Origin of the sequence: Pseudoalteromonas sp. 0802 (assembly GCF_013350085.1) — a bacterium.
GTDB lineage: Bacteria > Pseudomonadota > Gammaproteobacteria > Enterobacterales > Alteromonadaceae > Pseudoalteromonas.
Genome location: NZ_JABVXE010000012.1, coordinates 1 through 25,928 on the forward strand (window position 1 = coordinate 1; position 25,928 = coordinate 25,928).

Below are 25,928 nucleotides of genomic sequence, written 5' to 3' on the forward strand. Positions count from 1 at the left end.
ACCTTCATTGATGCATGGCGCCGGATTAAATTGGAGCTAACTAGAATTTTATCGTAATTATCCAAAAACAACCCTTATAACTAACTATAGAAATCTTCAAAGAAATGTAACTTACACATATAAGGTTAAAATAACGTAATCGGTTAACACGTAAATAACATACACAATTCCATGAAAACTCCAATTTGAATTAGAACAAAACACTTAGAGTGGTAACTTGATTTCAATTCAATGCAGAGAAAACAAAGAAGTACCCCCGACGCCAACCAAATCACAAACTTAACATGGCTATCACATCGATAAAATCAATCAACTCAAAACAAAACTTAAAAAAAGCACTCAAGCGTGTAGATGAGCTTTGGGACGTTGCTGAACCTAACACTCCTAAAGGAGAAGAGCTTGTTATGCTTACTCAATTAATCGAAGATTACAAGTTAGCAAACACTGTTTCTCAAAGGTGAATCGCCCCGAGTTTGCCAGAGACTCAATAACTTGAGAAACTGGAACTATGAAAAAATCAAATCGATATACATTATAATTTCGTGAACGTGCAATTAGGCTTGTTACCACACAACAGCATGAATACCCTTCTCTTTGGGCTGCGCTAGTATCGATTTCAGATAAACTGGGATGTACCCCAGAAACACTTAGAGCATGGGTCAAGAAATCTCAAGCTCAACCGTCTAAACCCTCTTCTAATACGCAATCAACTGAAGAAAGACTTGCCGCCTTAGAGCGCGAGAATAAAGCGCTCAAGCGAACGAATGATATCCTGAGGCAAGCTGCCGCTTTTTTCGCCCAAGCGGAGCTCGACCGCAAACAGAAGTAATAGTGGATTTTATTGATGCTTGCAGAGAGCATTACGGTGTCGAGTCAATTTGCAAGGAATTGCCGATTGCACCATCAACGTATTATTCTCATAAACAGATACAAAGAGAGCCTGAGCGACTGTCTAACCGCAAAAAGCGTGATGCTGAGCTGATGATACTCATTCGCGAAGTGTGGGAGGGTAATATGTCAGTTTATGGTGCAAGAAAAGTATGGAAGCCGCTACAGCTTGACGACCATCAAGTCGCCCGCTTTACAGTCGAGCGATTGATGCGAGTTATGGGAATTCAAGGTGTTCGACGGGGTAAAGCACATAAGACAACGATACCTGACGAGCAACAAGATAAGCCACTGGATTTAGTTAATCGTCAATTTACTGCTGAGCAGCCAAATCAACTTTGGGTCGCTGACATCACCTATGTTGCCACATGGAATGGGTTTGTTTATGTCGCTTTCATGATAGATGTTTTTTCACGATACATTGTAGGTTGGCGTATATCAACGACAATGCACACAGAACTTATTCTTGATGCGTTAGAGCAAGCTATTTGGCATCGTGGCAACCCCGGGGGGTTAATTCACCACAGCGACAGAGGCAGCCAATATTTGTCTATACGATACACTGAGCGACTTGCTGAGGCTGGAATTCAAGCGTCTGTAGGGAGTGTGGGTGACTCTTATGACAATGCATTGGCTGAAACAATAAATGGATTATTTAAAACAGAGATTATTCGCAGAAATGGCCCGTGGAAGAATGTTGATGCTGTTGAATACGCAACGTTAGAGTGGGTTAATTGGTTTAATAATCAACGCCTATTATCTTCAATTGGGTATATTTCACCAGCTCAATATGAAACAGACTACTATGATAATTTAAACGAGTCAGGTAAGGTGGCCTGACTTAAACAAACTAGTCTCCGATGAACTCGGGGCGATTCATGAGTAACATCCGTATTCTTTTTTATATAAGCGGTATTGTAAAATAAGCTTTATTTAAGCCCATATTCCACTTGCTTGATCCTTAACAAACTTTTCATTTATCTTACTGGGTGGTCAAGTTAACTAACCACAATACCACTGAAAAACAGTAAAACTTATTCGACAAGCGAAAGCCACTGCTCAAATTGCTTAATAGTAGTTTCATGCTTTCTTTTTAAGCCCAGTTCAGAGCACATCTCTTCTACAGGGTTTGAGCTATTATTACTTTTAGCAAAAGTTGCTAATCCTAGAGCTTCCTCAAAAGCAAGCTCTTTCCAGTTTCTCTCGTATCCAAACGCGTTCACACCACGCCAATGTATTAACTCGCAAGTATCTTCTGGCGATAACCAAACTGTTGGCGAGAAACCCGAATTCTCTTTAATTCCTGCCCATGGCTTTAAAAGCTCATAAATGTAATCAACTTGCTTTTTACTCGTACGTGTTAAGCCGTGTAAGTTAGCAATCTCCAATGCCAAAGTATGTAATGTGATACCGGGTCTTTCTTTCAATGTTTCTTGAGCAATTTCGGTTAACCGTGGCTTATACTCTTCTTTAAAGTAGTTGCTTGCATCAAGCACATTACTGGTAAGCTGTTGAGTATTTGCTACAAGAGATGTTTCATGTTGAGCTGAAGATGTTTTGCAATTGGTATTAGCAGCCGTTTTTAGAACTTCTGCTTCTGCTTCTGCTTCTGCTTCTAACAAACTATCCTTTTCTCTCTCAGTAGCAAGTATTTCATTTAACTTTAAATCTAACTTTTTAAGTGCGGTTTCTGAATCTACAAAATAATCCGTAGACCAGAGCCTAACGATATTCCAACCTAAACTTTCAAGGATTATTTGTCTTACGCGATCTCTATCTCTAGCTGCTGGTGAGCCGTGATATGTAGCACCGTCGCATTCGACACCAGCAATGTAGCATCCGGGTTTATCTGGATGAAGAATCCCTAAATCAACTCTGAACTTACTGACACCAACCTGTGTTTGGACCTTCCAACCCATGTTGCGTAATTCGTTTGCAACGGCTTGTTCAAAATCACTATCAAACTGATCCACTCCGTAACGAGCCGACGTACTTTCCGCAAGTGAAATAGGCCCTCTTTCAGCAAACTCTAAATAATGTTTTAAATGTTCGATAGCAGTTGAAGAGGTACGGCTCAAATCAATCATTGAAGAATCAAAACTACTGAAAATGACGACTTCAGTCGTTGCTCTCGTAATGGCAACATTAAGTCTGCGCTCACCACCTTGTTTGTTTAATGGGCCGAAGTTCATACTCATCGTTTTCGCTTCTGGCTCAGTAGGACCATAACCTAAACTAAGCATTATGATATCTCGCTCATCACCTTGAACTGACTCTAAGTTTTTAACAAAAACAGGCTCTCTAGTTTCTGCTTCATGAAAATACTTTTCAATTTTTGGGTTATTCCTTCTAGCATCATCGAGTAAGTCTTCAATAGTGCGTTGCTGCTCTGTGTTTAAAGTAACGACACCAATTGACAATTTCTGTTGCTGCTTGTTGAGCAATCGCTTAGTGATTTCGTTTACAACAGCCTGTGCTTCTTTGATATTGTTCCGACCCTTGCCCTTTGCATAAAGGCCATTAACCCGATGTAAAGAAACAGCTGACTCTTTTGTCTCTGATGATGGGTAAGTTACTAATGAGTTTTCGTAGTACTTGCTGTTTGAGAATGCAATTAGAGTCTCATGTTTGCTTCGGTAGTGACCCATCAACCTTTTTAACGGTAATCGAGCAGCTAAAGCTTGATCTAAAATAGATTCAAGATCTTCTTCATCTGGGGCATCGGAAGTACCGGCCGCGAAGAAGTTGGTTGGAGGCATTTGTTTAGGATCACCAACAATAATTACATTGCGCCCTCTTGCAATTGAGCCGACAGAATCCCATGTTGTCATTTGAGATGCTTCATCAAACACAACTAGGTCAAATCCTCTAAAGTCTGATGGCAGAAATTGAGCAACAGATAACGGTGACATCATCATACATGGAGTAAGCTCCAGCAATGACTCACCAAGCTCTTTAATCAAAGCTCTAATTGGGATATGACGAGTTTTTTTCTGGATCTCTTTCGACAAAACTCCGAAGTGACGGTCGTTTTTAGCATCTTTGATTTCACTAGTTGGCACTCGACTTGAAGCCAGAGCAATAATGTAATCACTTGTTACTTCAGCTACTTTTTCATCTAATTTACGGAATGCTTCAATAGTAGCTTCATGTGTTGAAGCCTTAAATTCTCTTAAAATTTCACTGTCATCAATCAAAAGAGGTGCAAGCCAAGAAAAATAAGCTAATTCAAATTGCTCTAGTAATTCAAAAGATGAAATAACACCTTGGCTTAATGCCTGCTCAACAGAGTCTAAACCTACGCTATTAGCTTGATCTTTGGCGCTAACCCATTCACACCAGCTTTTAAGTTTCGCTTGATTGTTTTTTATTACACTTAAGGCTTGACTTAATTCAGTTAAATTTGAACCTGAAGTATCTGTAACATTGAAATCGAGTAAGTTATTGTGCGCCTGTTCAAATTCTTTATAACTAGAGGCGAAATCATCTAATTTAGCCTCTAGTTGAGAGTTTTCAATAAAATCTCTGCCGTCAACAAATTGCTTTTTAATTACTATTAAAGCTTCTGTTGGGTCATTACATAACGAAAGAGCGCTATTTAACTTAGCTTTTACTTTTCTTCCGAACTCCACGGTAGCTATTAAGTCTTTCGAAGTTGTTAACCAACCTTTCCAAATACCTAACGCTTCAAGTTCACCATTAGTTTCAGAAATATCATTGGCAAGCTGCTTTGCTTCTAATAGCTCAGCTAAAATAGAAAGATCACTAAACTTCTTAAACCCAAACTCATTTGCTTGTTTATTAACTTTCCACTTAGCAAATAGAGATTTAAGCCAACTACTATTTGCAGCTTCATATTCTGAGTACCACCTGCTTATTGGAGCTTTCAATAGCTGACTAACTTCAATATTGCTACCTAGCTTGCTAATAAGCTCATCTAACTTTTCTTTTTTGAGAGCTAAGTTCTCTATAAGCTCAAATCGCTCGTTAAAGCCTGATTTTAAGACAAAAGTTATATCACGGTACTTCACAAGTTCTTTTAATTCATAAAATGAATTCAAGGCCAAGAAATTCTTGTTGTTCAGCTCAGGTGCATCGATGCCTAGGGTAGAAAGAGCCGATTGGAATTTATCTGTAATACTTTCAAATTCAATAAACCAAGCTTCAACTTTATTTATTAGCTGGCTTTGCCAAACATTTGACCATGCAGTAGCATTTATATAAGAGAAGCTAGTAAAGTCGAGTTCTTGAATATCTTCAAAGGCAATTTTAAGCTGCAAAACGATTTCATTTAGTGTGTTCAAGTCACTTTTTAAGGTTTTATCTGCACTTAAATCTAATGGCCAATTTAAGTTAAGTTTGACTTTCCCCTTATGAAGAGCAAGCCTTGATATTGCGTCTCGAACGGATACTCCTGACTGTGATTTTTTATGTAGCTCTCTCACATAATCATTTAACTTATCTTTTTTATCCTTTAGCTCAGAAACATGCATAGACCACGCATTAGGATTTAATCCCTCTCTTGATTGCCAAGCCTGAGCTAATTGCTCTAAAACGACCTTTTTGTTCGCTTTATTACTGTGAAGCTCTAAACATAGATGGTCCAAACCTACTTTTTGCAATCGCTTGTATACTACATTCAATGCAGCCATTTTTTCAGCTACAAATAAAACCTTCCGCCCCTTACCAATATTATGAGCGATAATGTTAGCTATTGTTTCGGATTTACCTGTCCCCGGAGGTCCTTCAAGTACAAAATCTTGCTCTTTTGCTGAAGCATCAACAGCAACTAATTGCGAACTATCACAATTAAGAGGCGTAAACACTTCAGCAGGGTCTATAGCCTCATCAACTTGATGTTGTTCAACAAACTCAGCAGATTGAATATAAGCATCTTTTGGACTTTCTACTAAGTGCTGAACAAATCGATTTTCTTTTAAGTCATCCAATCTGTCTCTTAAATCTTTCCACATCAAATATTTTGCAAATGAAAATGAAGATAAAACTAATTCCTCAACTACCTCAAATCCCTTTTGCTCACTGACAGCCTGCCTTACCTGACTCCAAATAAATGGAACATCTATCCCACTTTCATCTTCAGGCAGCTCATCTTTAAATACATTTAAGTTGATATCGTGTTCAGATAGCAAAAACTCGATCAAAGTAAGATTAAAGATTGCTTCCTCACCTTGTAATTGCTCAACATAAATGGGAGCTCGAGCACTTTTTCGAGTGAGGTTAACTGGAATAAGAATTAATGGGGCTTTAAAGCTTCGGGTATCCTCTGGGTTCTCTTTCCACTTAAGGAAACCCAGTGCTAAGAAAAGTGTATTTGAACCACTTTCTTCTAAATCATTTTTTGCTTTCCGAAACAGCTCGATAGCATTTTTTTCTACCTTTTTAGGAGGCTGATTAGCTAATAAAATTTTATTATTTAACTGATTAAGAGCGTACTCTTTATGTATTTCCGAGCCGGTTTGGAAACGAAATAACTCACTGTCTCGTTCTGAATCAAAATATGGACTTTCTTGAGTTGATAAGAATTTAAACTTTGTCCCATCCGCCAACATATCTTCCATATTAGCTATATCAGGACAATATAACTTTATACATACCGACTTATCATTGAAATTTAAAAGTTTATTTCTCTTAGTTAAATCAAGAAGCTTTCGGCACCATGAGTCAATGCGTGTTTCAGGGCTTTCTTCGACAACACGCTCTTCAGCACGAACGGGAGGTAAAGGAGGAACTTCAGGTAAAGTAAGTTCAACTGTTTCATCTACTGATTCAGTTTCAGCTTTAGCCTCTTCTATAGTTGATAACGGTTTAATTGACTGAGCTCGTGCTTGGCCAATATCTAAAACCATTACAAACTCTTCTTCTTTATCCTCGGCAAGTAAATTTCTGGCATGATCTTTTGCTTGTTCAAATGTAACAGGGGAAGCATTTGTTACGAGCGTTGTTTCAAACAAGACTAAATCTCGGTTATCCACGCGCTTTCTTATATCCTGTGGATCATCATTACAAAGAATTGGCAACTTCTCATCAATTAACCAAGCACCAGCAAAAGCATGCCCACTAGTGATAGCCACCACAGGATTTAGACCCATAGCTTCTATACAACTTGCAAATAAGACAGAAGAATCTAAACAAGCGGCCATTTTAGATTGGCTGATATCCGCTGCTAGACGAATTCGTTGGCCTGTTTTTGCGAAGCCTTGAGGAGGGCTGACATATGCTAACTTTTCTTGAAAAATGACATTCCAAAGCGCAGCAAGCATCAAATATGGCTTTTCTCTAGTGTTCGACTGATATCCATCTACTGAGCGTCCATGGCCACTACTTTCTAAAAGTAAAGCGACTTTTCTAACTAAAGACTCTACGTATAAACCATTTGGCTTTACAAAAGCCGCTAGTAAATCTGGCTGACGACTCTCTCCACCCCAAAAATTGGCGGGGAGAATACTCACTTTATGCTCACTACTACACAGGAGAAGGTTTTCATCATCCAGTAGCTCAAATTTAAGCCCTAGAAGAACTTCTTCGGTCAGGCCAAAAAGTGTTTCAAAAGGAAATTTAAGTTCTTTGACTGGTAATTTAACTGACTGTCCAGAAATCACTTCATCAATAAGCCACTCAGAGGAGTCTAACCAACCTTCAATAGCATTCAATCTTAACTTTAAATTACGATGGACTGGTTTGTCGTAACATTCCGGTACAATGATTTGGATATTACGCAAAACTGAATATGAATTTTGCTGTGCAGCTAGTGAAAAAGTAGAAATCACATCAACTTCTAATTCAATATTGCCTTGGTTTTGCTTATTAACTTCTTCCATGAGAGATTGTAACCCTTTGTTCTTGCTTAAGTAGCAGTAGTAGTTTTAACCAATGTAACTAGAACATTAGGATTGGTCAAGAAACGGGCGGCACACATTTAATCTATGTCAAAAAGTTTTTGGTTAACCTACACAGTTGAGTGGCTTAAAATTGTTGTGCAAAGAAGTGGCCAATACAACGACCCTTCCAGAACAAGGTATAACCTTAATATAGAAGTTTCTGCCTCAAAACTATTCAAAATACGAGCTATAAAGGTCCACTTTGAGCTAAAACAGACGGTCGTTCTAGCTCATTTTTGGACATAAACGCGTTAAAATATTTGAAGAGTCATGACTAAATTAAGGCATAAAAGTATGCCACTACATGGTAGTATTTAGTAAGGAACGCTGTGAATTCATTTCAGCACAATATGGGCACTAAGCCTAATAACTTGTGGCGTTTCTTTTTAACTGTGACAAGATATTATCATTCAATTTTAACCAATTAGTTTCGTATTCCCATGTCTTTTTGAAGTCGTCATTGCTCCTTGAACTTTCAAGCATTTCTCTAAAATCGAAAACACCTAGAAAATTATCAGCCGTAACATCATACCTTCCATAACCTCGGTTTTCAGGCACAATATATTTTAAAAAATTAGATTTAAAATCAGATATAGTGCTTACTAGTTCCTTTGAATCATTTAGTTTTTCTTCTAAGAATTCTTTTTCAAAACCTGTAATTGTGCCTGTCGCTTCTAAAGCACCAGATTGGTTTATAGCGATTCCCCAATTTTTATAGGCCAATGAAGGGTTCTGCCGATTTATATCTGAAAGAAGTGAGTCATAGGGAGACAGCATTTTTTCTACCGCCTTAGGCACACTACCTCCCGGCAAATATAATTCACCAGTAGCAACAGCTAGCTCATGCATATAGTCATCAACTGTTTTAGTTATGTCTATCTGGCTCGATGTCATCGTCAGCGGTTTGGTATACGTTTGGTTTAGCTCTGGAGGCGCGCTTTCATGATATACGTCATCCGCCAATTTTTTAAGCTCAGTTTCTAAAAGAGCCTTGCCATTTATAGGTGACTCTAAAGTCACATTTTGAATATTAAGTGGTTGCGGTAAACTTCCAGAATTAACCTTCATAATACGTCCCTGATTTAGTGATGTAATTTATATCGGCCTATTCTGATGATTCTTTACATTCATCGTTTTTTAAAAAAGGCAGCCAAGCTAATTGTATTATTATTAGGGATAGATTATTCTTTAAAAACTTAGGGGAGTAGTCTCTTGCATTTAGCAAGGAAACTGTCAACAGTCTCCGAGCAACATCGCTCGTGGCAGTTTCGAACCGTATCAGGTTTTGACAAGACTTAAGGCAATGGGTCATTTCGGGCAGAGGTGGTTTATTGCCTTATTATTCCAGTCTGCCCTAAGGGTAAATAATGAAACTACGTCACTGCCAAAGCTCACTTCATTTTGTAAATAGACCTGCCATACGCCTTTCAGGTATTGCTATAGAGGGGGCTCAGTCATGGTTTTAGCTATGACAGCTATTATTGCGGGGTTTATCTTACTCGTATGGAGTGCAGACCGCTTTGTTGAAGGAGCGGCATCTACAGCTGGTCATGCTGGCTTGCCTTCAATTTTAATTGGTATGGTTATTGTTGGTTTTGGGACTTCGGCTCCGGAAATGGTTGTATCAGCAATGGCTGCAAGTGATGGAAACCCTGACTTAGCGTTAGGTAATGCACTTGGGTCCAACATTGTAAATATTAGCTTAATTCTTGGTGTAACAGCCATCATTGCCCCTATCACTGTTCAGTCTAAAATTGTTAAAAATGAGCTTCCCTTACTATTAGTTGTCGTACTTTTTTTGGGGTATTTGCTGTATGACGGCGCTTTATCAGTGATTGATGCAAGTCTGTTGCTGGGCGGATTAGTCTTGTTCTTAGCATGGTCTGTGTACTCAGGTATGAAATCACCGAGTGATACCCTTAAAACAGAATTTGATACTGAGCTTAAAAGTCACGCCATGTCCTTAGGAAAAGCAATTTTCTGGCTCATCGTGGGCTTAACATTACTCATTATTAGCTCTCGCATACTTGTTTGGGGAGCGGTTGAAATTGCAACTGCGCTCGGTGTCAGTGACCTTATTATCGGCTTAACTATCGTTGCATTAGGGACATCTTTGCCAGAGCTTGCAGCTTCTATTATTGCCGCTAAAAAGGGAGAGCATGACATCGCAATTGGCAATGTTGTGGGGTCGAATATGTTTAACATCTTAGCTGTAATTGGTATCGCTGGTATTATTGAGCCTATCCCTCACATTTCTACAGACGTACTTTACCGAGATTGGAGTGTGATGCTTGTACTTTCCGTCATGTTGTTGGTTATGGCTTACGGTTTTGGCCGACAAGGCAGGGTAAACCGTTGGGAAGGTGGTGTCTTGCTTACTTCTTACATTGCTTACAATGGTTACTTAGTTAACAGCATCATTAACTAGCTTTCGTTATCAAATCATTTAGAAACAAACGCGTATATTATTTATATTTAAAGGGAAATCACCGATGGAAACCATCATAAACTTTTTTTCTGAGCACCAATTACAAATCATAGCGATAGCCAAGAATACATTGCTTACTATTTTCATTTTAATAGGAGCTAGTATTTGCTCAAAGCTACTTAAACGAGCTGTACATAAAGGTGTTTACCGATTGAGCAAGCATGATGAAATCATTACTAAGCTGCTTACCACGCTATCAGGCTATGTGGTTTATTTAATTGCAATTGTGATTATTTTAGATTTATTTGGAGTCAATACGGCCAGTCTTGTCGCACTCGTCGGTGCCGCAGGCTTAGCGATTGGTCTAGCCCTAAAAGATACGCTCAGTAATGTGGCTGCGGGGGTCATGCTACTTTTCTTAAAGCCTCTAAAAAAGGCAGAGTTTGTTGAAGTGTCAAGCTATACAGGGAGTGTAAAAGATTTAGGTCTATTTACCACTGTCCTTGAAACCGCCGATGGTGTTTTTGTATCAATCCCAAATAGCACGGTTTGGGCAAATGCGATAAAAAACTTTACGAGAAACGAAAAGCGTCGCATGGATATAACTGTGGGTATTTCTTATGGTGATTCAATTGAAGATGGACTTGCGGCATTAAGGGAGCTTGTTAGTGAAGAATCTCGAATTTTGATTGAGCCAGCCCCTCAGTATTTAGTCCACACATTAGCAGATAGCTCTGTAAACTTGCAGCTTCGTGCTTGGGTCGCTACACCACATTACTGGGATATATATTGGCAAACACAGCGTAAAATTAAAGATAAAGTGGAGAGCAAAGGGATTACTATTCCGTTCCCTCAACGTGATTTGCACATAATAAACGGCGATAAAAAATAATGAAAAACCTCGCTCAGTCCTAGCACGTTTTTCTATGATAGAGTGACAGGACTGGGCCTTTGCTTGAGAGCATAGCTCGCGTGTAATAATTTAAAAACAGAATTTACTATGCTCAAATATTGGTATAAAAACATTCCAGCACACCACAATAGTCCTGAGCTATTTTGGCGAAGCCGTTTGATCGCCCATTCTTTATTGATATGTACTGTGTACTTCTTTGTACTGACTGTTATCAATATCTTTAAATTCAACAGCTATGAACTCGCTTTGCTTGATGCGGTTGGGCTAACTTTGTCTATTTTACTATATGTTTGGTTCATTAAAAGCTCAAAAATTAAAGCGGTTTCATGGGCTGTGGTGTTATTGATTAACAGTTTAATACTGACATTTATTATCTCAATTAACGGCGCGGCCTATTCATTATTTTGGGCAACATTAATTCCTCCATTTTCATTTTATTTAGTAGGTCGAAATTGGGGAAGTTTACTTAGTGCGTTTGCTTTTGCAGTGTGTGCTTTTATAGTTTATGAACACTCACAGAATCCGGAACCTCTTAAAATTGGCCTTGGCTCTGTTTTTAATATTATTGAAGTTGCCATTGCTCACATTGTCTTATTTCGTTTCTATGAAAAAACTCGCTGAAACCGATAAACTCACTGGATTGTTTAATCGAGAAAAACTAGATAGAACGCTTTCAAGTTTACTAAAAAGCTCGAATTTTGGTTTCATACTACTAGACATTGATTATTTTAAAGAAATAAACGATACCTATGGTCACTTGGAAGGCGATAAAGCGCTTGTCATTGTTTCAAATAAATTAAAGTCAGTATCTCCAAGTAAAGCGTTATGTGCTCGTTGGGGTGGCGAAGAGTTTGTAATCATCATTGAAGGGGCAACCTTAGATGAAACAAAAGAGGTTGCAACGACCATTATTACAGATATAAATGGTATTTATTTTCACGAAAAAAGATTGTCAGTCAGCTGTGGAGTGACGATTAATCACAGTGATGATAATACGCTAACAGTAATTGAACGTGCTGATTTAGCTCTATATCGTGCAAAGAAAAATGGCAGAAATCGAGTTGAATATAATGAATGAAACTTGGATTAATTTTGTGGTCATTACGTTCATTAATGACCACATTTTGAATGTTTAAAGTTATCTTGCAGAGTGCTTCAATGACGACACAATGAATTGACACTTTTCTTGCTCAATACTTAGAGGGTGATTATTCATTAATTTAGAAATATCATAAGCTAAAAGGAAACTTCTACCACCATCTTTATCTAGCTCACCATAATCAATGTCCGTTTCTTTATAAAAGTCCTTGCTATGTGCCACTTCATTTCGGAGTTTTATTAAGTTAATCAAAGTCTGATAAATTTTACTTTCATTGTCTGTAATGAGCTTACCAGATGATAAAAGGAACCCTAATACATCTAACTTTTTACTTAAGTTCATTGAAAGAAACGCTGTTGCATGTCTTTTGTGATCAGCTTTAGGGAAATGACGAAAAGCCCATGAGATGATGCCTTCATTAAGCAAGCTTTCCAATGAAGGGGCAGCAACTAAGATAAAGGAGTATTTATTTGAATTGAAGAATGCATCATCATCTTCAGTGTGTGCCGGCAGATATTCTGCTGATTCAATTAGTCCTCTAGAGGAAGTAAATACAAAATGCATTTCCAAAATTCTGATGCCTCGTTGCTTTATAGCGCCCCGCACTGCAATGGCTTGTTATGTTTCAACTCGTTGAGTTTTGCTTTTGGCAAATTCTAAGGTCTTTATTAGTAACGTAAAGCCTGAGGCCATTAATAAGCCACCTACAATGAAATAAAATAATACAGGATTTTCATTAAGTTTAACGCTAAATCCAAATGCTGAAAATTGCATTTCGAAAATACTGAACAGGCTATAAATAAAAACTATAACGGATAAAATAAAAAGTAGTTTATTTCCAAATCTATAACTCATAAGTCAACTTTTCCCTTTGAAACATGACATGTCTATAGCGAGCGAATCGCGCGTTTTTCTAACACAGTGTCGCTCGCTTTTCTGAATGACTCATTTGTAACAAACTTCTTAACTAATTGCCATTAAGACTAAAATGCAGTAGTTCTAGCTTTTGTCTCAGGACAAAAAAGAGCGATTGGGTCGCTTTCCTGACTATGCAAGCAATATACTTTGACGAAATAGAAAAGCAATTTTGAATGGCCGAAGTTCGCTCTTTTGAGTAATTCGCCTAAACACGTCTTGGGGCAAAGGCAGCTTAAATTGCCGCCTTTTCTTAATTAACAATCTGTTTCTCTGGATATCTTGATAGCATCTTCAATCTCAATTCCGAGATATCTAATTGTGTTATCGATTTTTGTGTGACCAAGTAGTAATTGAACAGCGCGAATATTTTTGGTTCGTGCGTAAACCAAAGTCGCTTTGGTTCTGCGCATTGAGTGAGTACCATATAGATCAGAATCAAGCCCTAACTGCTCAGCCCAACTCCTGATTATAGACCTGTAATATGAATAGCTTATTGGTTGATTAGTGCGACGTAAACTCCTAAACAAATATTCACTAGGTTTCAATTTACCTTCTTGAACCCAACGGCTAATACTTTGTTGTGTTCTCGGAGTTATCTCAAATTGAACTTCGATCCCTGTTTTCTTTTGTGTCCATTGAACCCTCTCGAAAACTTGATCTTGGGTTGCGACATCTCTAACCCTTAAAGACAGTAGATCACATGATCTTAGTTTGCTGTCTATCGCCAAGTTAAGTAACGCCAGTTGCATCAAGTTATTTTGAATTTCAATGCGAGTACGTATACGCCAAATCTCTTCAAGTTTGAAAGGACGTTTCATCCCAGTAGCATTGTGGTTTAGTTTTTGTTTCATAGTGACCTCCTAATTAAAAGTCACTATTGATAATAGATAGATTGCCAATGACTAAGGTTTGGACAGAAACAATTCAGAGTCAAAGGACCGCTCTGTGCCAATAACCGCCACTCAAATATTAATCACCAACGCTTCACATTTTCACATAGCAGACGCTGGGTAAAGTTCATATAATTGGCTGGTAAGCTCGGCTAACAAAGCCGAGAGTTCTAATTGTGGCTGTAGCTGTGGTCTAATGATAGTCTGAAGACTTTGATTATTAGAATATAGTTGAACTTATGAAGCAATAATCAGCGATATTAAGTAAAAATGGGTTTTAAGCATTTTATTACAGTTTTTTAGGGGGTTATTTATCTAAATTAGAATGTTTGTCTAAAAAGGTTTTTTGTTCATTTGTTAATTTGTCACCAATACTTAGCACCACCTCATCAAACCATTCATCTATATCGCCGCTATGGGTAGCTTTGTATGATTGACGACATCTTCTGACCTGTTTAACTATTTGTATCGTATTGAGAGTATGCATCCAGTCACCATCTGGGGCTAAGTGTGGTGAAGAGCCTTTGCCTCGCAAATGGGCATAAAATTGTTGATATATTTTTGAAATGTTTTCAATTGAACAAAATTCATTCCCTTCGATTTTAGGGTAACAAACTGAATTTGAAGAACCGCTTACCAGAGGCCTAACTCTCACATTGCTATAGCTTTTTTGCAATGAAATAGAGTCATCGTTGTTAATGTGATAATTTCTTTCTTTTAGAAAGTCGTAAATGGGTAGTGGAGTAACAAATGCTCGCCCCTTATTTTTATTAAGTAAATGAGCGAAATCGCCAACTAAATCGACAGAAGTAACATATTCTAATTGCGTACCATATTCAGTTTTCTTCAAAGATGCCACAATATAATTTCCAGTAGCATTTAAAAGTGTATTTCCTGATTTTTTCCAGTATCGATTCAACTCATAAATAATGCTACGGTTTGATTTTCCACTAGATTGCCACTTTTCATCAGGGTAAATTGCACTGACTTTAATTTTATTATCTAATAAAAAAGAATATAGTGTGTCCCCCCTCCTACTCGGATAGGCGTTAACATCCGTTATCTTAAAAAAATTACCACTCATAAAAGCCTTAAATGAAGTATTTTAAGCAGCTCGAATTCTAACAGATAAGAGCGTAGTTTAAACAATAGCATAATGCTATAGAGTCGTATAATGAAGGTCAAATAAGTTAACTGAACGCCTGTTTTATTGAACTAAATATGCAAATCATAAATACAGCGACAGTCTATTTAACGCTCAAAGTAGACCTTTAGTGGTTTTACGTTAACTCACTTTGGGGCATTTTTAAGTTACGAGACAGCACAAAAATGGCAGTTTTTTGATTAATCCAAACTGAGTTTGTATAACTCTAGGACTTTATATTTTCATTATGGTTTTTCTATAGCTTTGGGGCAAATATACAGCTGTCACGCCTTATCAGAAAACCCAAAATACCAAAATTCTCCTCAACCCTAAAGCCCTTGCCAGACAAGACACTCTATTCCAATCTTGTCAGAAACCATTCCAGTTTTGGAACAGAAAGAACAACTTTCCTCTGTTTTTGATATAAATAATCCGCAATATGACAATAGTCATAATTCTGTCATCTAACTGATCAATAATTGACGCTAATTTAATCACCTAACGTAATGAAGAAGTAATGGACAGTGCCTTGGTGCAACTTTCGTTTGCACTCCCATCTAGTGAAGACCCTTTATGTGCTGCGCTTGCGCATACTATGGAATATGAACAATTGCATTTTGCGGCTAATGAGCAAAAGCATGTTGTATTTTGTTGTGTGCTGCCAGATGATGCCCATGAAGGTGATGTGATCTCTATCAGTGCAACGCGCCCTGATGCACGTGAGTCTGCGTATTTTACTGCGCACACATTAACGCAGCACGATCTAGAGCAGCACGTTATTATGCTTACGTTAGAGGATGTTACTCACAGTGGTGAATTTGTATTGCAATTAATGCTGCACGGCATGCATGCAACACTTAAAGACAGCGCCCAGTTTGATGTCAGCATTGCAGCAAGCACATCACCAGAGCTGCTAACTGGCGATCAATCTAAAAACAATGGCTTACGCCATTACATCAGTAATCTTGGCGCAAGCTTTTTAGCTTTTTTTTAATCAGCAAAGCTAATTTTACCCATGGTAATATCGGGGATCCCTTGCTCGGTATTACCAAAGCGTTGTTGCCCGCCCGACAAACATTCGTTCGCTAAAATAGCAAATAACACGGCTTCTTTTGCATCTGGGTTTATACCCAAAGAATCGGTGTTATTTATCACAGAAAGTTCTGGGCAATTAGCCAAAATAGTTTTCATTAATAATGGGTTATGAACCCCACCACCACTGGCGTATACAGCCACATCGGTCAAACCTTCACTGCATTGGTTAATTGCTTTAGCTATCATTACCCCTGAAAACTGCACTAAGGTTGTCATCACATCAAAGTGCGATAAGCTCTGCGTATTCGAGCGTGCTTGCGCCGCTGCTAAATAGTCTAGATTAAATACTTCTGGCCCTGTGGTTTTTGGAAACCCTAAAGCAAAAAATGCATCATCACACAGCGCAGCTAGTAAAGCTTCATTTACCGTGCCTTTTGCTGCAATAGCGGCATCTTTATCATATTGAAGTGGAGCAAAATAACGCTGTATATAGGCATCCATAATGGTATTACCTGGGCCAATATCAGAACTAAAAACCGCTCGTGCATCTGCTGATTTTGGTAAGTAGGTTAAGTTTGCAATGCCGCCCATATTAAGCAAAATTCGGTTTTCGCTGGTGCTTGTGAAATACAAGTAGTCACCATATACCGCAAGTGGTGCACCTTCGCCACCCGCAGCAATGTGCTTTTGTCTAAAATCACCTATGGTAGTAATGCCAGCAGTCACGGCTAAATGATCGCTGTCACCAATTTGTAGTGTTGCATTACCATATTCTGCACGCTTGTGTTGGTTTTTAGGGCAGTGATAAATAGTTTGCCCGTGGCTAGCAATCACATCAACAAGTTCTTTTGCTACTCCCCAGCTGGCTAACGTTTTGGCAACCATTTCACCATGTAATTGGCCAATCCAAGGGTTGAGTAAAGTGACTTCTTCAAGATCACATTCGCGTTTGGCGAACACTCGCTTTACACGCGTTTTATAATCATCGTCGTAGTCGACCGTGGTAAACTTTAATACTTCTACATGAGTGTTCATGCCCTGCCCTGATACTTCGCATAGCGCGATATCAAGGCCATCTAACGAGGTACCACTCATTAGACCAATTATTAATTTTCTTTCTTTTTTTGCGCTTAAATACAGTTTTTCAATATGTTGATGCATAAATAAATCACTTAAAATCAGCTTATTAGATGTAAATAAGCGGGTTGATGACTTGGAATAGTTTATATTTTAAAATAATAGATTTAAAGAATAATTATTGCAAAGACTTTTAAATTGCTTTAAAACTGTACCGGTGAGCTCCCCAAAAGGAGAACACACAAGCATCATAACAAAAAGTATGACTCATTAAATTAACTAAATGGTCTAGGTCATTCACCAACCTGCGTTGATTTAAATGATAAAACGCAAGGGAATCATCATGAAAGCAAATACATCAACAGGGCATCGCTCACTATTGCTGCTATCACCTTTAGCTCTCGCTGTAAGTTCAGTAATTAGTTATGCCCACGCAGAAGAAACTACTGAAGTAAAAAAACCTGAAGTGATCACCGTAACGGGTTCACGTATTCAACGTACTGAGCTGGTTTCAAGTAGCCCAGTGGTGAGCGTTGATGAAGCACAAATTCACCTAGACCGTGCAGTGAACGTTGAAGATATTACTGCAAAACTGCCACAAGCTGCGGCGGGTGCAAACAGCACCGGTGCCACAGTCGGTGACTCATTTGGCTCATCAACCATAGATTTACGCGGCCTTGGCCAAAACCGTACATTAGTACTTATTGACGGTACTCGCGCAGTACCATTTAGTTTTCGTAACTCGGTTGACGTGAACACCATTCCAGCGGGATTAATTAAACGCGTTGATGTATTAACCGGTGGTGCCGCAGCGGTTTATGGTGCCGATGCAGTAGCCGGTGTTGTTAACTTTGTTTTAGACGATGATTTTACTGGCGCTGAGTTCTCAACCAGTTACGAAAGTGCCGACGGCGGTAACGAAAAGCTTAACTTTGAAGCAATTTTTGGCGGTGACATCGCCGATGGCCGCGGTCATGTAACAGGCTATATTGGTTATACAGAGCGAAAAGAGCTATTAGCCGGCGAGCGTGACTACGCGCTTGAAAACTCAACGGCAATGATCAACAGCGGTGGTTATTATACTGACGTTGCATCTGGCAATAGCATTGGTATTGCTGACTCAGGAGCTGTAACAAGTGATCGTCAAACAACTGATTTCACAGCTGACCGTTATTTAACTCAACCGATGGACCGTTTTTCTGCGGGCTTATTATTTGACGTTGATGTAAGCGACAGTGCCATTGCCTATGGCCGCGCAATGTATTCTAAAGTGACCGTAAATGGTGCGGGTGCCAGTGGTCAAACACCGATTTTTGTAAACGAGCAAGTGACCCTCACGCAAGACAATGCGTATATTCCAGATGAACTACGTGACCAACTCACGTTTGATAGCGAAGGTAATGCCCTTGTTAATGTTGAACGTAACCTAGGTTTAGGTGTACAACACACCGAAGCGGTGCGTGATTCAATGCAATTTCAACTGGGTTTAAAAGGTGATTTAACTGACTACTTACGTTATGACGTATATGGCCAGTATGGCAAAACTGACGAAGTAGCCACCATATACAACAACGCATACCGTAATGATAACAGCGGTAATAGTCGCTTTGCTGCCCTTGCAAATTCAGTGGATATTTTTGATCCAAACCTTGATTTCAGCGACTTTAGCGATCCGCTGCTTTATACCACTCGCGACCGTACTCAAAGTGTGATCTCAGCAACACTATCGGGCGATTCTGGGTTCTTATTTGAATTACCCGCCGGTGCTATCGATTTTGCAATCGGTTATGAATACCGTAAAGAAACCGGTAAACAAACTCCAGGCGATGCATTTAGAAACGGCACCAGCTTTGCGTCTATCAGCGCATTTGATATGGATGCAAGCTTTAGCTCTGAAGAATTCTACGCCGAAATTTTAGTGCCTATCTTAGTTGATCAACCTTTTGCTGAAGAGCTTAGCTTTGAAGGTGCCTACCGTATTTCTGATTACTCAAATACCGAAGCAGAAGACACTTACAAACTAGGTATCAACTGGGCAATAAACAGCGACATTCGTATTCGCGCCAACCGCTTAACCGCATTTAGAGCACCTAACTTAGGTGAATTTGCCAGCCCAATCACAGCGCTATCGTTATCGTTATTTGACCAAAATAGTGACCAGTTTGTGCCACGACTAGCAGGGCGTTATAACGGCGATCCATGTTTACTTGGTACCGGTGATGCGACCCAATGTGCTGCGTTTGGTGCACCGCCAGTTGGTACTGAATTTGATTCAAGTACCGCAGAGTACACCTATGGTGGTAACCCGAATATTAAACCTGAGCAAGCTGAATCAGATACACTAGGCATTGTTTATACACCTAGCTATTTAGAAGGCTTTGATTTATCACTTGATTACTACAGTATTCGTGTAACAGATGCGGTAAGCCAAATTCAACCTGGTGCTGCACTGCAAAGCTGTTATGTTGATGACCCGAATCCAAATAATCCATTGTGTGGTGCGGTACTTCGCGATCCAAACACTGGTTTTATTAGCACAGCCATCGTTAATGACTTTAACTTAGCCGCTATTGAGCAAGAAGGTATCGACGTTGCAGCAAATTATGTGATTGATGCACCAGAGCAAATGGGTGGTCGTTTTAGATTCTCGTACCAAGGTAACTTTGTTACTAAACAAACCCGTCAGAACAACAGCACTGTACCTGAAGTAGACTGTAAAGGAACTTACGGCAGCGCCTGTTCGGGCGACTTCGCGAGTATCTTGCAAGCTGACTACAAACACCGCGCAAGCATTGATTGGCAGTTAGATAACATGAACTTCCAACTTGGCTGGCGTAGAATCGGTGAAGTAGAGTATGCTGTAGACCGTTCAGAAACAATCTCAGCACAAAATTACTTAGACTTTGCCGCTGCATGGCAAGTTAATGAGGAACTTGCTGTTAACTTTGGTGTCGATAACTTATTAGACCGTGAACCACCAACACCTGAAGTAGGCGCAAACCACTTTAACACAGTGAGTGATTATAGTGTGATTGGCCGCTCAGTCGGTGTTTCACTGAGATATGCTCCAAGCTTCTAATTAATCCTACTGTTTTAGCTACACAGGATTGATCCCCTCAAGCGCACCCTGCCCGGTGCGCTTTTTTATTTTAAACTGGCAGTAATTATATCAACAATAAAAAAGGGACAGTGAATAGATTATTGTTTAAGATATAGGCAATAGAGGTGCAAGGAAGATGCTATGCTCAAATCAATAAAGTCAAAAATTCCATTTATTTTTCTAATTAGTATTAGCCTTTTTTGGGGTATTTATTATCAGGGAAAGCATCCTCTAAATGACTTTGGAAATGCTAACTTTGAATGGTTATACCTACTTGATGCACTTATAGTATTACCTGTACTTTGCTTAATATTAATTAAAAATAAGAAAGAAGCGGCTTTTAAAGCATTGATGTTGTGCTCAATCGCTATTTTAGTGGGAAGTTACATCATTCCTGAGCAAAACAAGTTTTTAATGAATTACTTAGAACAAGGTCGTTACGGGCTTTTAGCTTTGATTGTAATTTTAGAACTAAGCGCTCTTATTACTGTGTATTTGGCAATAAAATCTGCTCTAAGCCAGCAGACAGATCCTGATATAGCTATTGAGCGGCCAATAAAAAAGCTTTTTAAACAAAGTGCTATTGCAAACTTTTTATGCTTCGAAACACGGATGTGGGCTTTCTTATTTTACGCTAAACACCTTAAACCTAGTTATTTCACTGGTGAACAACATTTTAGCTATCATAATAAAGATGGCGCACAAGCAAACTTACTTGGCTTTATTTTTATTATCTTATTAGAGCTGCCCATGATGCACTTATTTTTACACTTTGTGTGGTCACCAATAGCAGCAAACATTATCACTGGTTTAACTATTTTTAGCCTTTTATTCTTCGTTGCAGAGTACCGAGCGGTCGCAAAGCGTCCTGTTTCAATTAGTAAATCGCAACTCATTATCCGCTACGGGCTATATCCTGCTTACAATATTGCTTTAGCAAATATCAAAACTATTGATTTTAATACCGACTTCATTGCACGCGCACGCACAATCAAACGTTACAACTACTCTGGCTACCCGAATATTAAAATCACGCTCATTGAGCCTATTGGTGATATCAACACTGTTTTTCTAGGAGTAGATAACCCTCATCATTTTATAAACGTAATGAAGAAGGAACGAACTTATGCCATTCAACGAGCAAGAGCGCAGCGCGCTTTTAGCACTCAAAGGTGTGGGGCCAACGGTAGTAAAACGGTTTGAAGAAATTGGTATTGATTCGTTAGAGAAGTTAGCTGGGTTTGATGCCAACACCATTGCTGAGCGAGTCGCGTCGATGTTGCATTCAAGTTGCTGGCAAAATAGTCCGCAAGCAAAAGCTGCAATCACCGCCGCGATTGCACGAGCTAAGCAAGGCTAAAGCTCAATCACTTCTATTGCACCGCGCTTTTGCATGGTGACATACACTTTGTTTTGCGTCTCGTTGAAAGCCAAATTCGTTGGATGCTGGCCTTTTAATTGATAGCTATTTAAGAGCTTGCCGTTTGGCGAGACTTCAAGCACTTTCCCTGCGCCGTAACGAGTAATAAACACATGCCCTTGATTATTAACGCGCATGCCATCTAAGCCATGATCAGTAAATTTAATAAAAGCTTTCTTATTACTAATATTTAAGTTCTCATCTAAGTCATATTGCCAAACAACTCGCTGCACACTCTCGTTCACATAGAGCTTGGTGTTGTCGTTATTAACTGCCACTCCATTGGTAGTCCCCATGTTTTTTTCGAGTAAATGGGTGCTGCCATCTGCATTGATACGCCATAGCTGACCCGTTTCGTTCGCCCAGTTAGGATCACTTGCAAACAGCGCCCCACTTTTGGTGATAGCAATGTCATTGGGCTGATTCATTTTACTATTATGGGCGAACACTTCTGCTTTATTGCTGCCAGCAGGTACTTTTAAAATATTGTGGTTAACATAATCGGCAATAAACAAATTACCTTGTGAGTCAAACTGTAGGCCATTGCCAACGCTGTCATCGGGTAAGCGCACAAATAACGATGTTTTGCCCATGTTATCAACGCGGCCAATGGTTCCTTGCTGGGCATAGTTCACCGCGTATAAGGCACCGTTATACATGGTTGGCCCTTCAACGCCTTTCGTGAAAACGTTATCTTTAACAAAGTCTTGGCTATCAACTGCAAAGGTTAACGGTGAGTTTAAAAGTAATGTAATTGCCAGTGGCTTAAATAGTTTCATAGGTCTTCCTTTTACTCATCTAAACTCGTGTATACCGCTAAAATTGGGTATTCGTTTTCACCAAAAGATAAGGTCAAAGAACGCTTTTCGCCATCATCTAACTTAATACCTTCGTCAAAGCTCTGAGGATGAACACGACGCCCATCGGCAAACAGCGCCATAATATGGTCAGCCTGAAGAATTCGCGATCCCGATGCTTTGTTTTCAATCGTCACAACCGCTAAACGGCGACCACTCTCACTGCTCATTAATACACTATGGACAATACTAAATTGGCTTTGCTTAGGGTAACGCTTGGCATCATTCTCAAATGAAAAAGCACTGCCAGAGAGCATGACCGGATCCACTGATAGTACATCGGTATTGGCTTGACCAGAGGTTGCAAAAACCGCTGCACATAATAGTAAAATGCGCTTCATATCAATCCTTTTCAATTAACTCAGCCTAAAAACAGCATACACCGTTCCTATAACCAGTGCAAAACCGTGAATAACCCTATAATGAGCGTGTTACTCAGCAATTACAATTTTAATATTGATTTTTAATGTTATGCCCGCAAAACGTTAAAGGCGTATCTTAATTTACTGCTGACAAAAGGAGCTTAGTATGTCTGATATTCAGAATCGTCAATATATTCTTGAGACACGTCCAAAAGGCGTAGCGAATGATAAAAATGTTGTATTAAAAACAAACTCAGTACCTGCGCCAAAAGATGGTGAGGTATTACTTAGAACAATTTATCTATCACTTGATCCCTATATGCGAGGACGAATGAGCGATGCTGAATCATACGCTGATCCTGTAAAGATTGGGGATGTGATGGTAGGCGCAACCGTATGCCAAGTTGAGCAGTCGAACCACCCTGATTATCAAAAGGGCGAATGGGTATTGGCATACACAGGCTGGCAAGAATACTCAATAAGCGACACTGAAGGCTTAATGAAACTGGGGAAAAACCCTGAAAATCCTTCGTATGCACTTGGTATTATGGGTATGCCTGGTTTTACCGCTTACATGGGGCTTTTAGATATTGGTGAGCCAAAACAGGGCGAAACAGTAGTGGTTGCTGCAGCTACAGGGCCTGTCGGTGCAACTGTAGGGCAAATTGCTAAATTAAAAGGCTGTAAGGTCGTTGGCGTAGCTGGCGGTAAAGAAAAATGCCAACATGCCGTTGAAAACCTAGGCTTCGATGCCTGTATTGATCACAAAGCAAATGATTTTGCAGAGCAGTTAAGCGCAGCGTGTAATAATGGTATTGATGTTTATTACGAAAATGTCGGTGGCCATGTATTTGATGCTGTGTTACCCCTGCTGAATACAAAAGCACGTATTCCATTATGTGGTTTAGTATCACAGTACAACGCTACCGAGCTGCCGCCAGGTCCAGATCGCCTATCTATGCTTATGGGTCACATTTTAAAGAAACGCATTAAAGTGCAAGGGTTTATTATTTTTGATGACTACGCCCATCGTTATGAGGAATTCGCAAAAGACATGCAAACATGGTTAAGCGAAGGAAAAATCAAATATAAAGAGCATCTTGAAGCTAATTTCGAAAATACGCTGAACGCCTTTAATGCTATGTTAAATGGTGAGAACTTCGGTAAAACTGTCGTGCAAGTTCAGCAGCCAATTTAAATTTCGAGGTTTAGTCAGCAAGGCTACGCCATTATTAAGGATAACAAATGATTAAATTACACCATTTAAATAAATCACGCTCTAAACGTATTATTTGGTTACTGGAAGAGCTAGACGTAGATTACGACATTGTTGCTTATCAACGCAATAAAGAAACCTTCTTAGCACCTGATGAGTTAAAACAAATTCACCCGCTGGGCAAAGCTCCCGTTATTGAAGATAACGGCAAAGTAATTACTGAGTCTGGGGCAATTACCGACTACTTAATTAGTAAGTACGGCAAAGGTAAGTTTATGCCAAGCCTGCAAAGCGACAACTATGTTGATTATCAGCAATGGCTTCATTTTGCCGAAAGCTCAGCAATGGTCCCTTTTTTATTAAAATTATTTATTACAAAAGATGGCTGTAAAACCAACTTTATTGGTGATTATGCTGATCATGAAATTGGCAAGATACTGAGTTATGTTAATCAACAATTAAAAGGTAAGCAGTACTTAGTGGATGACACATTGACCGGTGCTGATTTTATGATGTCTTTTGTTGTAGAGAAAGCTGATGAGGCAGGCCTGCTAGTACATTTCCCTGAAATTAAACGTTATTTAGAGCAGCTAAAAACTCACGAAAGCTATCACACAGCAAACGAGTTAGAAGCAAAATACGGTTAACTCAATAAACAAAGGTACTGCCTGTACCTTTGTTTGCCGCAAAGCGTTGAAGGTGGACTACAGCCATACTTTTACTTCACCAATATTATCAATTAAGGCAGCGCAGCTACCATTTAAGCTACACACACTCGATTACGGCCTGACTTTTTAGCCTGATACATGGCTTCGTCAGCCCTTTCGATTGCCGCCTCGATATCGTCATCGGCATTTATTAACGCAACACCAAATGAGCCTGTAACATTAATATGTTTACCTTTGCCAATTTCAATTTTTAAAGCTTCAACGCCTGCTCTTAATCGCTCAGAAAGTGATTTGGCACCTTCTAGCTCTGTTTGCGGTAAGCAGACTAAAAACTCTTCGCCGCCATAGCGATATAGTTGATCGTACTCTCTTAGATGAGATTTAATACATTTAACAAGGGCGATTAACACCTTATCGCCCACTGCATGGCCAAACTCATCATTCACTTGCTTAAAGTGATCAAGGTCGATCATTATCAGTGCGCAGCTGAGCGATTTACGTTTGCAAAGCTCATGCTCTTTTTGTAGGTTTTCAACTAAGTTTGTTCGGTTTGATGCACCCGTTAAAGGGTCTCGGGTGTGCAGCAGTTCAGAGAATTCATCAATAAGGGTGTCAAATAACACTCGTAACCTATCTAAATCGGCATGAAACTGATCCAATAAATTAGCCGGAATAACAGACTTAGACTCTTTTAACGATAACAGGACTTTGGCACCTTGGTGCATCTTTTGATGTGCACAAGCAATGTCTGAAAAGTAAGGGTGAAGACTTATGGTCTGTTCGGGTAGCTTATTAAACCATTGCCCAAAACGACAAAGGTTATGAGCATTATCTGCTAAGTTTTGTTCATCTGCAGGTATGTCTGCAATTAAGCACCTTAATAAGTTTCTATACCATGACTGGTGCCACTCAATGGCCTGCTCGATTTCTGCAATCACGTCTTCAAGCTGTGTATTCGACAGAGAATTAATGCCCTGCTCGGTATTTTGATGCATAGCCAATGAAAAGACTTCC

The 25,928-nt window shown here is 39.3% G+C and carries 21 protein-coding genes and 1 other annotated feature; of the genes, 12 read left to right on the forward strand and 9 right to left on the reverse strand.

The window, feature by feature from the left end; genetic code table 11:
- The first annotated feature begins 284 nt into the window (after positions 1-284).
- Positions 285-461 carry a hypothetical protein gene (locus HUS61_RS15605; RefSeq protein WP_175083068.1) on the forward strand — a complete coding sequence of 59 codons (177 nt, stop codon included), beginning with the start codon at positions 285-287 and terminating at the stop codon, positions 459-461.
- A 92-nt stretch (positions 462-553) separates the two neighbouring features.
- Positions 554-1,728 (forward strand): IS3 family transposase gene (locus HUS61_RS15610; protein ID WP_244269400.1). Its coding sequence is split into 2 segments (ribosomal slippage): positions 554-788 and positions 788-1,728, totalling 1,176 coding nucleotides; the frame shifts between segments, so codons are not numbered across the junction.
- Positions 787-903: a sequence feature (AL1L pseudoknot), on the forward strand. It overlaps the preceding gene by 117 nt.
- Positions 1,729-1,922: 194 nt before the next feature.
- On the opposite strand, the gene HUS61_RS15615 is transcribed toward HUS61_RS15610, so the two are convergent.
- Together HUS61_RS15615 and HUS61_RS15620 are read right to left on the reverse strand one after the other, a co-directional pair.
- Entirely contained in the window at positions 1,923-7,727 is a 5,805-nt protein-coding gene (locus tag HUS61_RS15615; RefSeq protein WP_175083069.1) for a DUF4011 domain-containing protein, read from the reverse strand.
- Positions 7,728-8,150: 423 nt separating this feature from the next.
- Complete coding sequence (locus HUS61_RS15620; protein WP_130052460.1) at positions 8,151-8,855, reverse strand: hypothetical protein; 705 nt, start codon at positions 8,853-8,855, stop codon at positions 8,151-8,153.
- Between the two features lie 388 nt (positions 8,856-9,243).
- On the opposite strand from HUS61_RS15620, the gene HUS61_RS15625 reads away from it, so the two are divergent.
- From HUS61_RS15625 to HUS61_RS21700, 4 genes are all read left to right on the forward strand, one after another.
- Positions 9,244-10,215 (forward strand): calcium/sodium antiporter, encoded by a 972-nt coding sequence (locus tag HUS61_RS15625; protein ID WP_175083070.1) that lies wholly within the window; start codon positions 9,244-9,246, stop codon positions 10,213-10,215.
- Between the two features lie 211 nt (positions 10,216-10,426).
- Positions 10,427-11,107, forward strand: coding sequence for a mechanosensitive ion channel family protein (locus HUS61_RS15630; RefSeq protein WP_235576289.1), 681 nt, complete (start codon positions 10,427-10,429; stop codon positions 11,105-11,107).
- Positions 11,108-11,314: 207 nt separating this feature from the next.
- On the forward strand, positions 11,315-11,749 hold the full coding sequence (locus tag HUS61_RS21695; protein WP_258536030.1) for a hypothetical protein: 435 nt from the start codon (positions 11,315-11,317) through the stop codon (positions 11,747-11,749).
- On the forward strand, positions 11,733-12,206 hold the full coding sequence (locus HUS61_RS21700) for a GGDEF domain-containing protein (RefSeq protein ID WP_062565911.1): 474 nt from the start codon (positions 11,733-11,735) through the stop codon (positions 12,204-12,206). The genes HUS61_RS21695 and HUS61_RS21700 overlap by 17 nt, the downstream gene beginning before the upstream one ends.
- A 60-nt stretch (positions 12,207-12,266) precedes the next feature.
- Here the strand turns inward: HUS61_RS21700 and HUS61_RS15640 are convergent, their stop codons facing one another.
- The 3 genes from HUS61_RS15640 to HUS61_RS15650 all read right to left on the reverse strand — a co-directional run bounded on the left by HUS61_RS15640 (position 12,267) and on the right by HUS61_RS15650 (position 15,119).
- The gene (locus HUS61_RS15640) at positions 12,267-12,797 is read right to left on the reverse strand and encodes a hypothetical protein (RefSeq protein WP_175083071.1); all 531 of its coding nucleotides are present in this window, start codon (positions 12,795-12,797) and stop codon (positions 12,267-12,269) included.
- A gap of 602 nt (positions 12,798-13,399) precedes the next feature.
- Positions 13,400-13,996, reverse strand: coding sequence for a tyrosine-type recombinase/integrase (locus tag HUS61_RS15645; protein ID WP_062565915.1), 597 nt, complete (start codon positions 13,994-13,996; stop codon positions 13,400-13,402).
- Positions 13,997-14,342: 346 nt separating this feature from the next.
- Entirely contained in the window at positions 14,343-15,119 is a 777-nt protein-coding gene (locus HUS61_RS15650) for a hypothetical protein (RefSeq protein ID WP_175083072.1), read from the reverse strand.
- 577 nt (positions 15,120-15,696) lie between these two features.
- Here HUS61_RS15650 and HUS61_RS15655 point away from each other — a divergent pair.
- A complete protein-coding gene (locus HUS61_RS15655; RefSeq protein WP_175083073.1) occupies positions 15,697-16,173 on the forward strand; it encodes a hypothetical protein in 477 nt (158 codons plus the stop codon).
- Here HUS61_RS15655 and HUS61_RS15660 read toward each other — a convergent pair.
- On the reverse strand, positions 16,170-17,375 hold the full coding sequence (locus HUS61_RS15660; RefSeq protein WP_175083074.1) for an anhydro-N-acetylmuramic acid kinase: 1,206 nt from the start codon (positions 17,373-17,375) through the stop codon (positions 16,170-16,172). The two genes, HUS61_RS15655 and HUS61_RS15660, sit on opposite strands and share 4 nt — an antisense overlap.
- Positions 17,376-17,634: 259 nt before the next feature.
- Here HUS61_RS15660 and HUS61_RS15665 point away from each other — a divergent pair, with 259 nt between their 5' ends.
- The 3 genes from HUS61_RS15665 (at position 17,635) to HUS61_RS15675 (ending at position 21,751) form a co-directional block, all read left to right on the forward strand.
- Positions 17,635-20,370 carry a TonB-dependent receptor domain-containing protein gene (locus tag HUS61_RS15665; protein ID WP_175083075.1) on the forward strand — a complete coding sequence of 912 codons (2,736 nt, stop codon included), beginning with the start codon at positions 17,635-17,637 and terminating at the stop codon, positions 20,368-20,370.
- A gap of 162 nt (positions 20,371-20,532) precedes the next feature.
- A complete protein-coding gene (locus HUS61_RS15670; RefSeq protein WP_175083076.1) occupies positions 20,533-21,594 on the forward strand; it encodes a hypothetical protein in 1,062 nt (353 codons plus the stop codon).
- A complete protein-coding gene (locus tag HUS61_RS15675) occupies positions 21,518-21,751 on the forward strand; it encodes a helix-hairpin-helix domain-containing protein (protein ID WP_175083077.1) in 234 nt (77 codons plus the stop codon). Before HUS61_RS15670 ends, HUS61_RS15675 begins: the two co-directional genes overlap by 77 nt.
- Here the strand turns inward: HUS61_RS15675 and HUS61_RS15680 are convergent.
- Both HUS61_RS15680 and HUS61_RS15685 read right to left on the reverse strand, forming a co-directional pair.
- Positions 21,748-22,590, reverse strand: coding sequence for an SMP-30/gluconolactonase/LRE family protein (locus HUS61_RS15680; RefSeq protein ID WP_175083078.1), 843 nt, complete (start codon positions 22,588-22,590; stop codon positions 21,748-21,750). The two genes, HUS61_RS15675 and HUS61_RS15680, sit on opposite strands and share 4 nt — an antisense overlap.
- Positions 22,591-22,601: 11 nt before the next feature.
- The gene (locus tag HUS61_RS15685) at positions 22,602-23,009 is read right to left on the reverse strand and encodes a hypothetical protein (RefSeq protein ID WP_062564723.1); all 408 of its coding nucleotides are present in this window, start codon (positions 23,007-23,009) and stop codon (positions 22,602-22,604) included.
- Positions 23,010-23,196: 187 nt separating this feature from the next.
- Here HUS61_RS15685 and HUS61_RS15690 point away from each other — a divergent pair, with 187 nt between their 5' ends.
- Entirely contained in the window at positions 23,197-24,228 is a 1,032-nt protein-coding gene (locus HUS61_RS15690) for an NADP-dependent oxidoreductase (RefSeq protein WP_175083079.1), read from the forward strand.
- Positions 24,229-24,275: 47 nt separating this feature from the next.
- Positions 24,276-24,893 (forward strand): glutathione S-transferase family protein, encoded by a 618-nt coding sequence (locus HUS61_RS15695; protein WP_175083080.1) that lies wholly within the window; start codon positions 24,276-24,278, stop codon positions 24,891-24,893.
- A 113-nt stretch (positions 24,894-25,006) separates the two neighbouring features.
- Here HUS61_RS15695 and HUS61_RS15700 read toward each other — a convergent pair whose 3' ends face one another.
- Positions 25,007-25,909: a diguanylate cyclase gene (locus tag HUS61_RS15700; RefSeq protein WP_175083122.1), complete on the reverse strand. Its 903-nt coding sequence runs from the start codon at positions 25,907-25,909 to the stop codon at positions 25,007-25,009.
- Positions 25,910-25,928: the final 19 nt, after the last annotated feature.

Bases quoted from the DNA above. Each gene is read 5' to 3' on its own strand.
- HUS61_RS15620 (WP_130052460.1), bottom strand. From the start codon at position 8,855: ATGAAGGTTAATTCTGGAAGTTTACCGCAACCACTTAATATTCAAAAT.
- HUS61_RS15660 (WP_175083074.1), bottom strand. From the start codon at position 17,375: ATGCATCAACATATTGAAAAACTGTATTTAAGCGCAAAAAAAGAAAGA.
- HUS61_RS15670 (WP_175083076.1), top strand. From the start codon at position 20,533: ATGCTCAAATCAATAAAGTCAAAAATTCCATTTATTTTTCTAATTAGT.
- HUS61_RS15690 (WP_175083079.1), top strand. From the start codon at position 23,197: ATGTCTGATATTCAGAATCGTCAATATATTCTTGAGACACGTCCAAAA.
- HUS61_RS15665 (WP_175083075.1), top strand. From the start codon at position 17,635: ATGAAAGCAAATACATCAACAGGGCATCGCTCACTATTGCTGCTATCA.
- HUS61_RS15605 (WP_175083068.1), top strand. From the start codon at position 285: ATGGCTATCACATCGATAAAATCAATCAACTCAAAACAAAACTTAAAA.
- HUS61_RS15650 (WP_175083072.1), bottom strand. From the start codon at position 15,119: ATGAGTGGTAATTTTTTTAAGATAACGGATGTTAACGCCTATCCGAGT.
- HUS61_RS15685 (WP_062564723.1), bottom strand. From the start codon at position 23,009: ATGAAGCGCATTTTACTATTATGTGCAGCGGTTTTTGCAACCTCTGGT.
- HUS61_RS15645 (WP_062565915.1), bottom strand. From the start codon at position 13,996: ATGAAACAAAAACTAAACCACAATGCTACTGGGATGAAACGTCCTTTC.
- HUS61_RS15615 (WP_175083069.1), bottom strand. From the start codon at position 7,727: ATGGAAGAAGTTAATAAGCAAAACCAAGGCAATATTGAATTAGAAGTT.
- HUS61_RS15675 (WP_175083077.1), top strand. From the start codon at position 21,518: ATGCCATTCAACGAGCAAGAGCGCAGCGCGCTTTTAGCACTCAAAGGT.
- HUS61_RS15680 (WP_175083078.1), bottom strand. From the start codon at position 22,590: ATGAAACTATTTAAGCCACTGGCAATTACATTACTTTTAAACTCACCG.
- HUS61_RS15655 (WP_175083073.1), top strand. From the start codon at position 15,697: ATGGACAGTGCCTTGGTGCAACTTTCGTTTGCACTCCCATCTAGTGAA.
- HUS61_RS15625 (WP_175083070.1), top strand. From the start codon at position 9,244: ATGGTTTTAGCTATGACAGCTATTATTGCGGGGTTTATCTTACTCGTA.
- HUS61_RS15700 (WP_175083122.1), bottom strand. From the start codon at position 25,909: ATGCATCAAAATACCGAGCAGGGCATTAATTCTCTGTCGAATACACAG.
- HUS61_RS21700 (WP_062565911.1), top strand. From the start codon at position 11,733: ATGAAAAAACTCGCTGAAACCGATAAACTCACTGGATTGTTTAATCGA.
- HUS61_RS15695 (WP_175083080.1), top strand. From the start codon at position 24,276: ATGATTAAATTACACCATTTAAATAAATCACGCTCTAAACGTATTATT.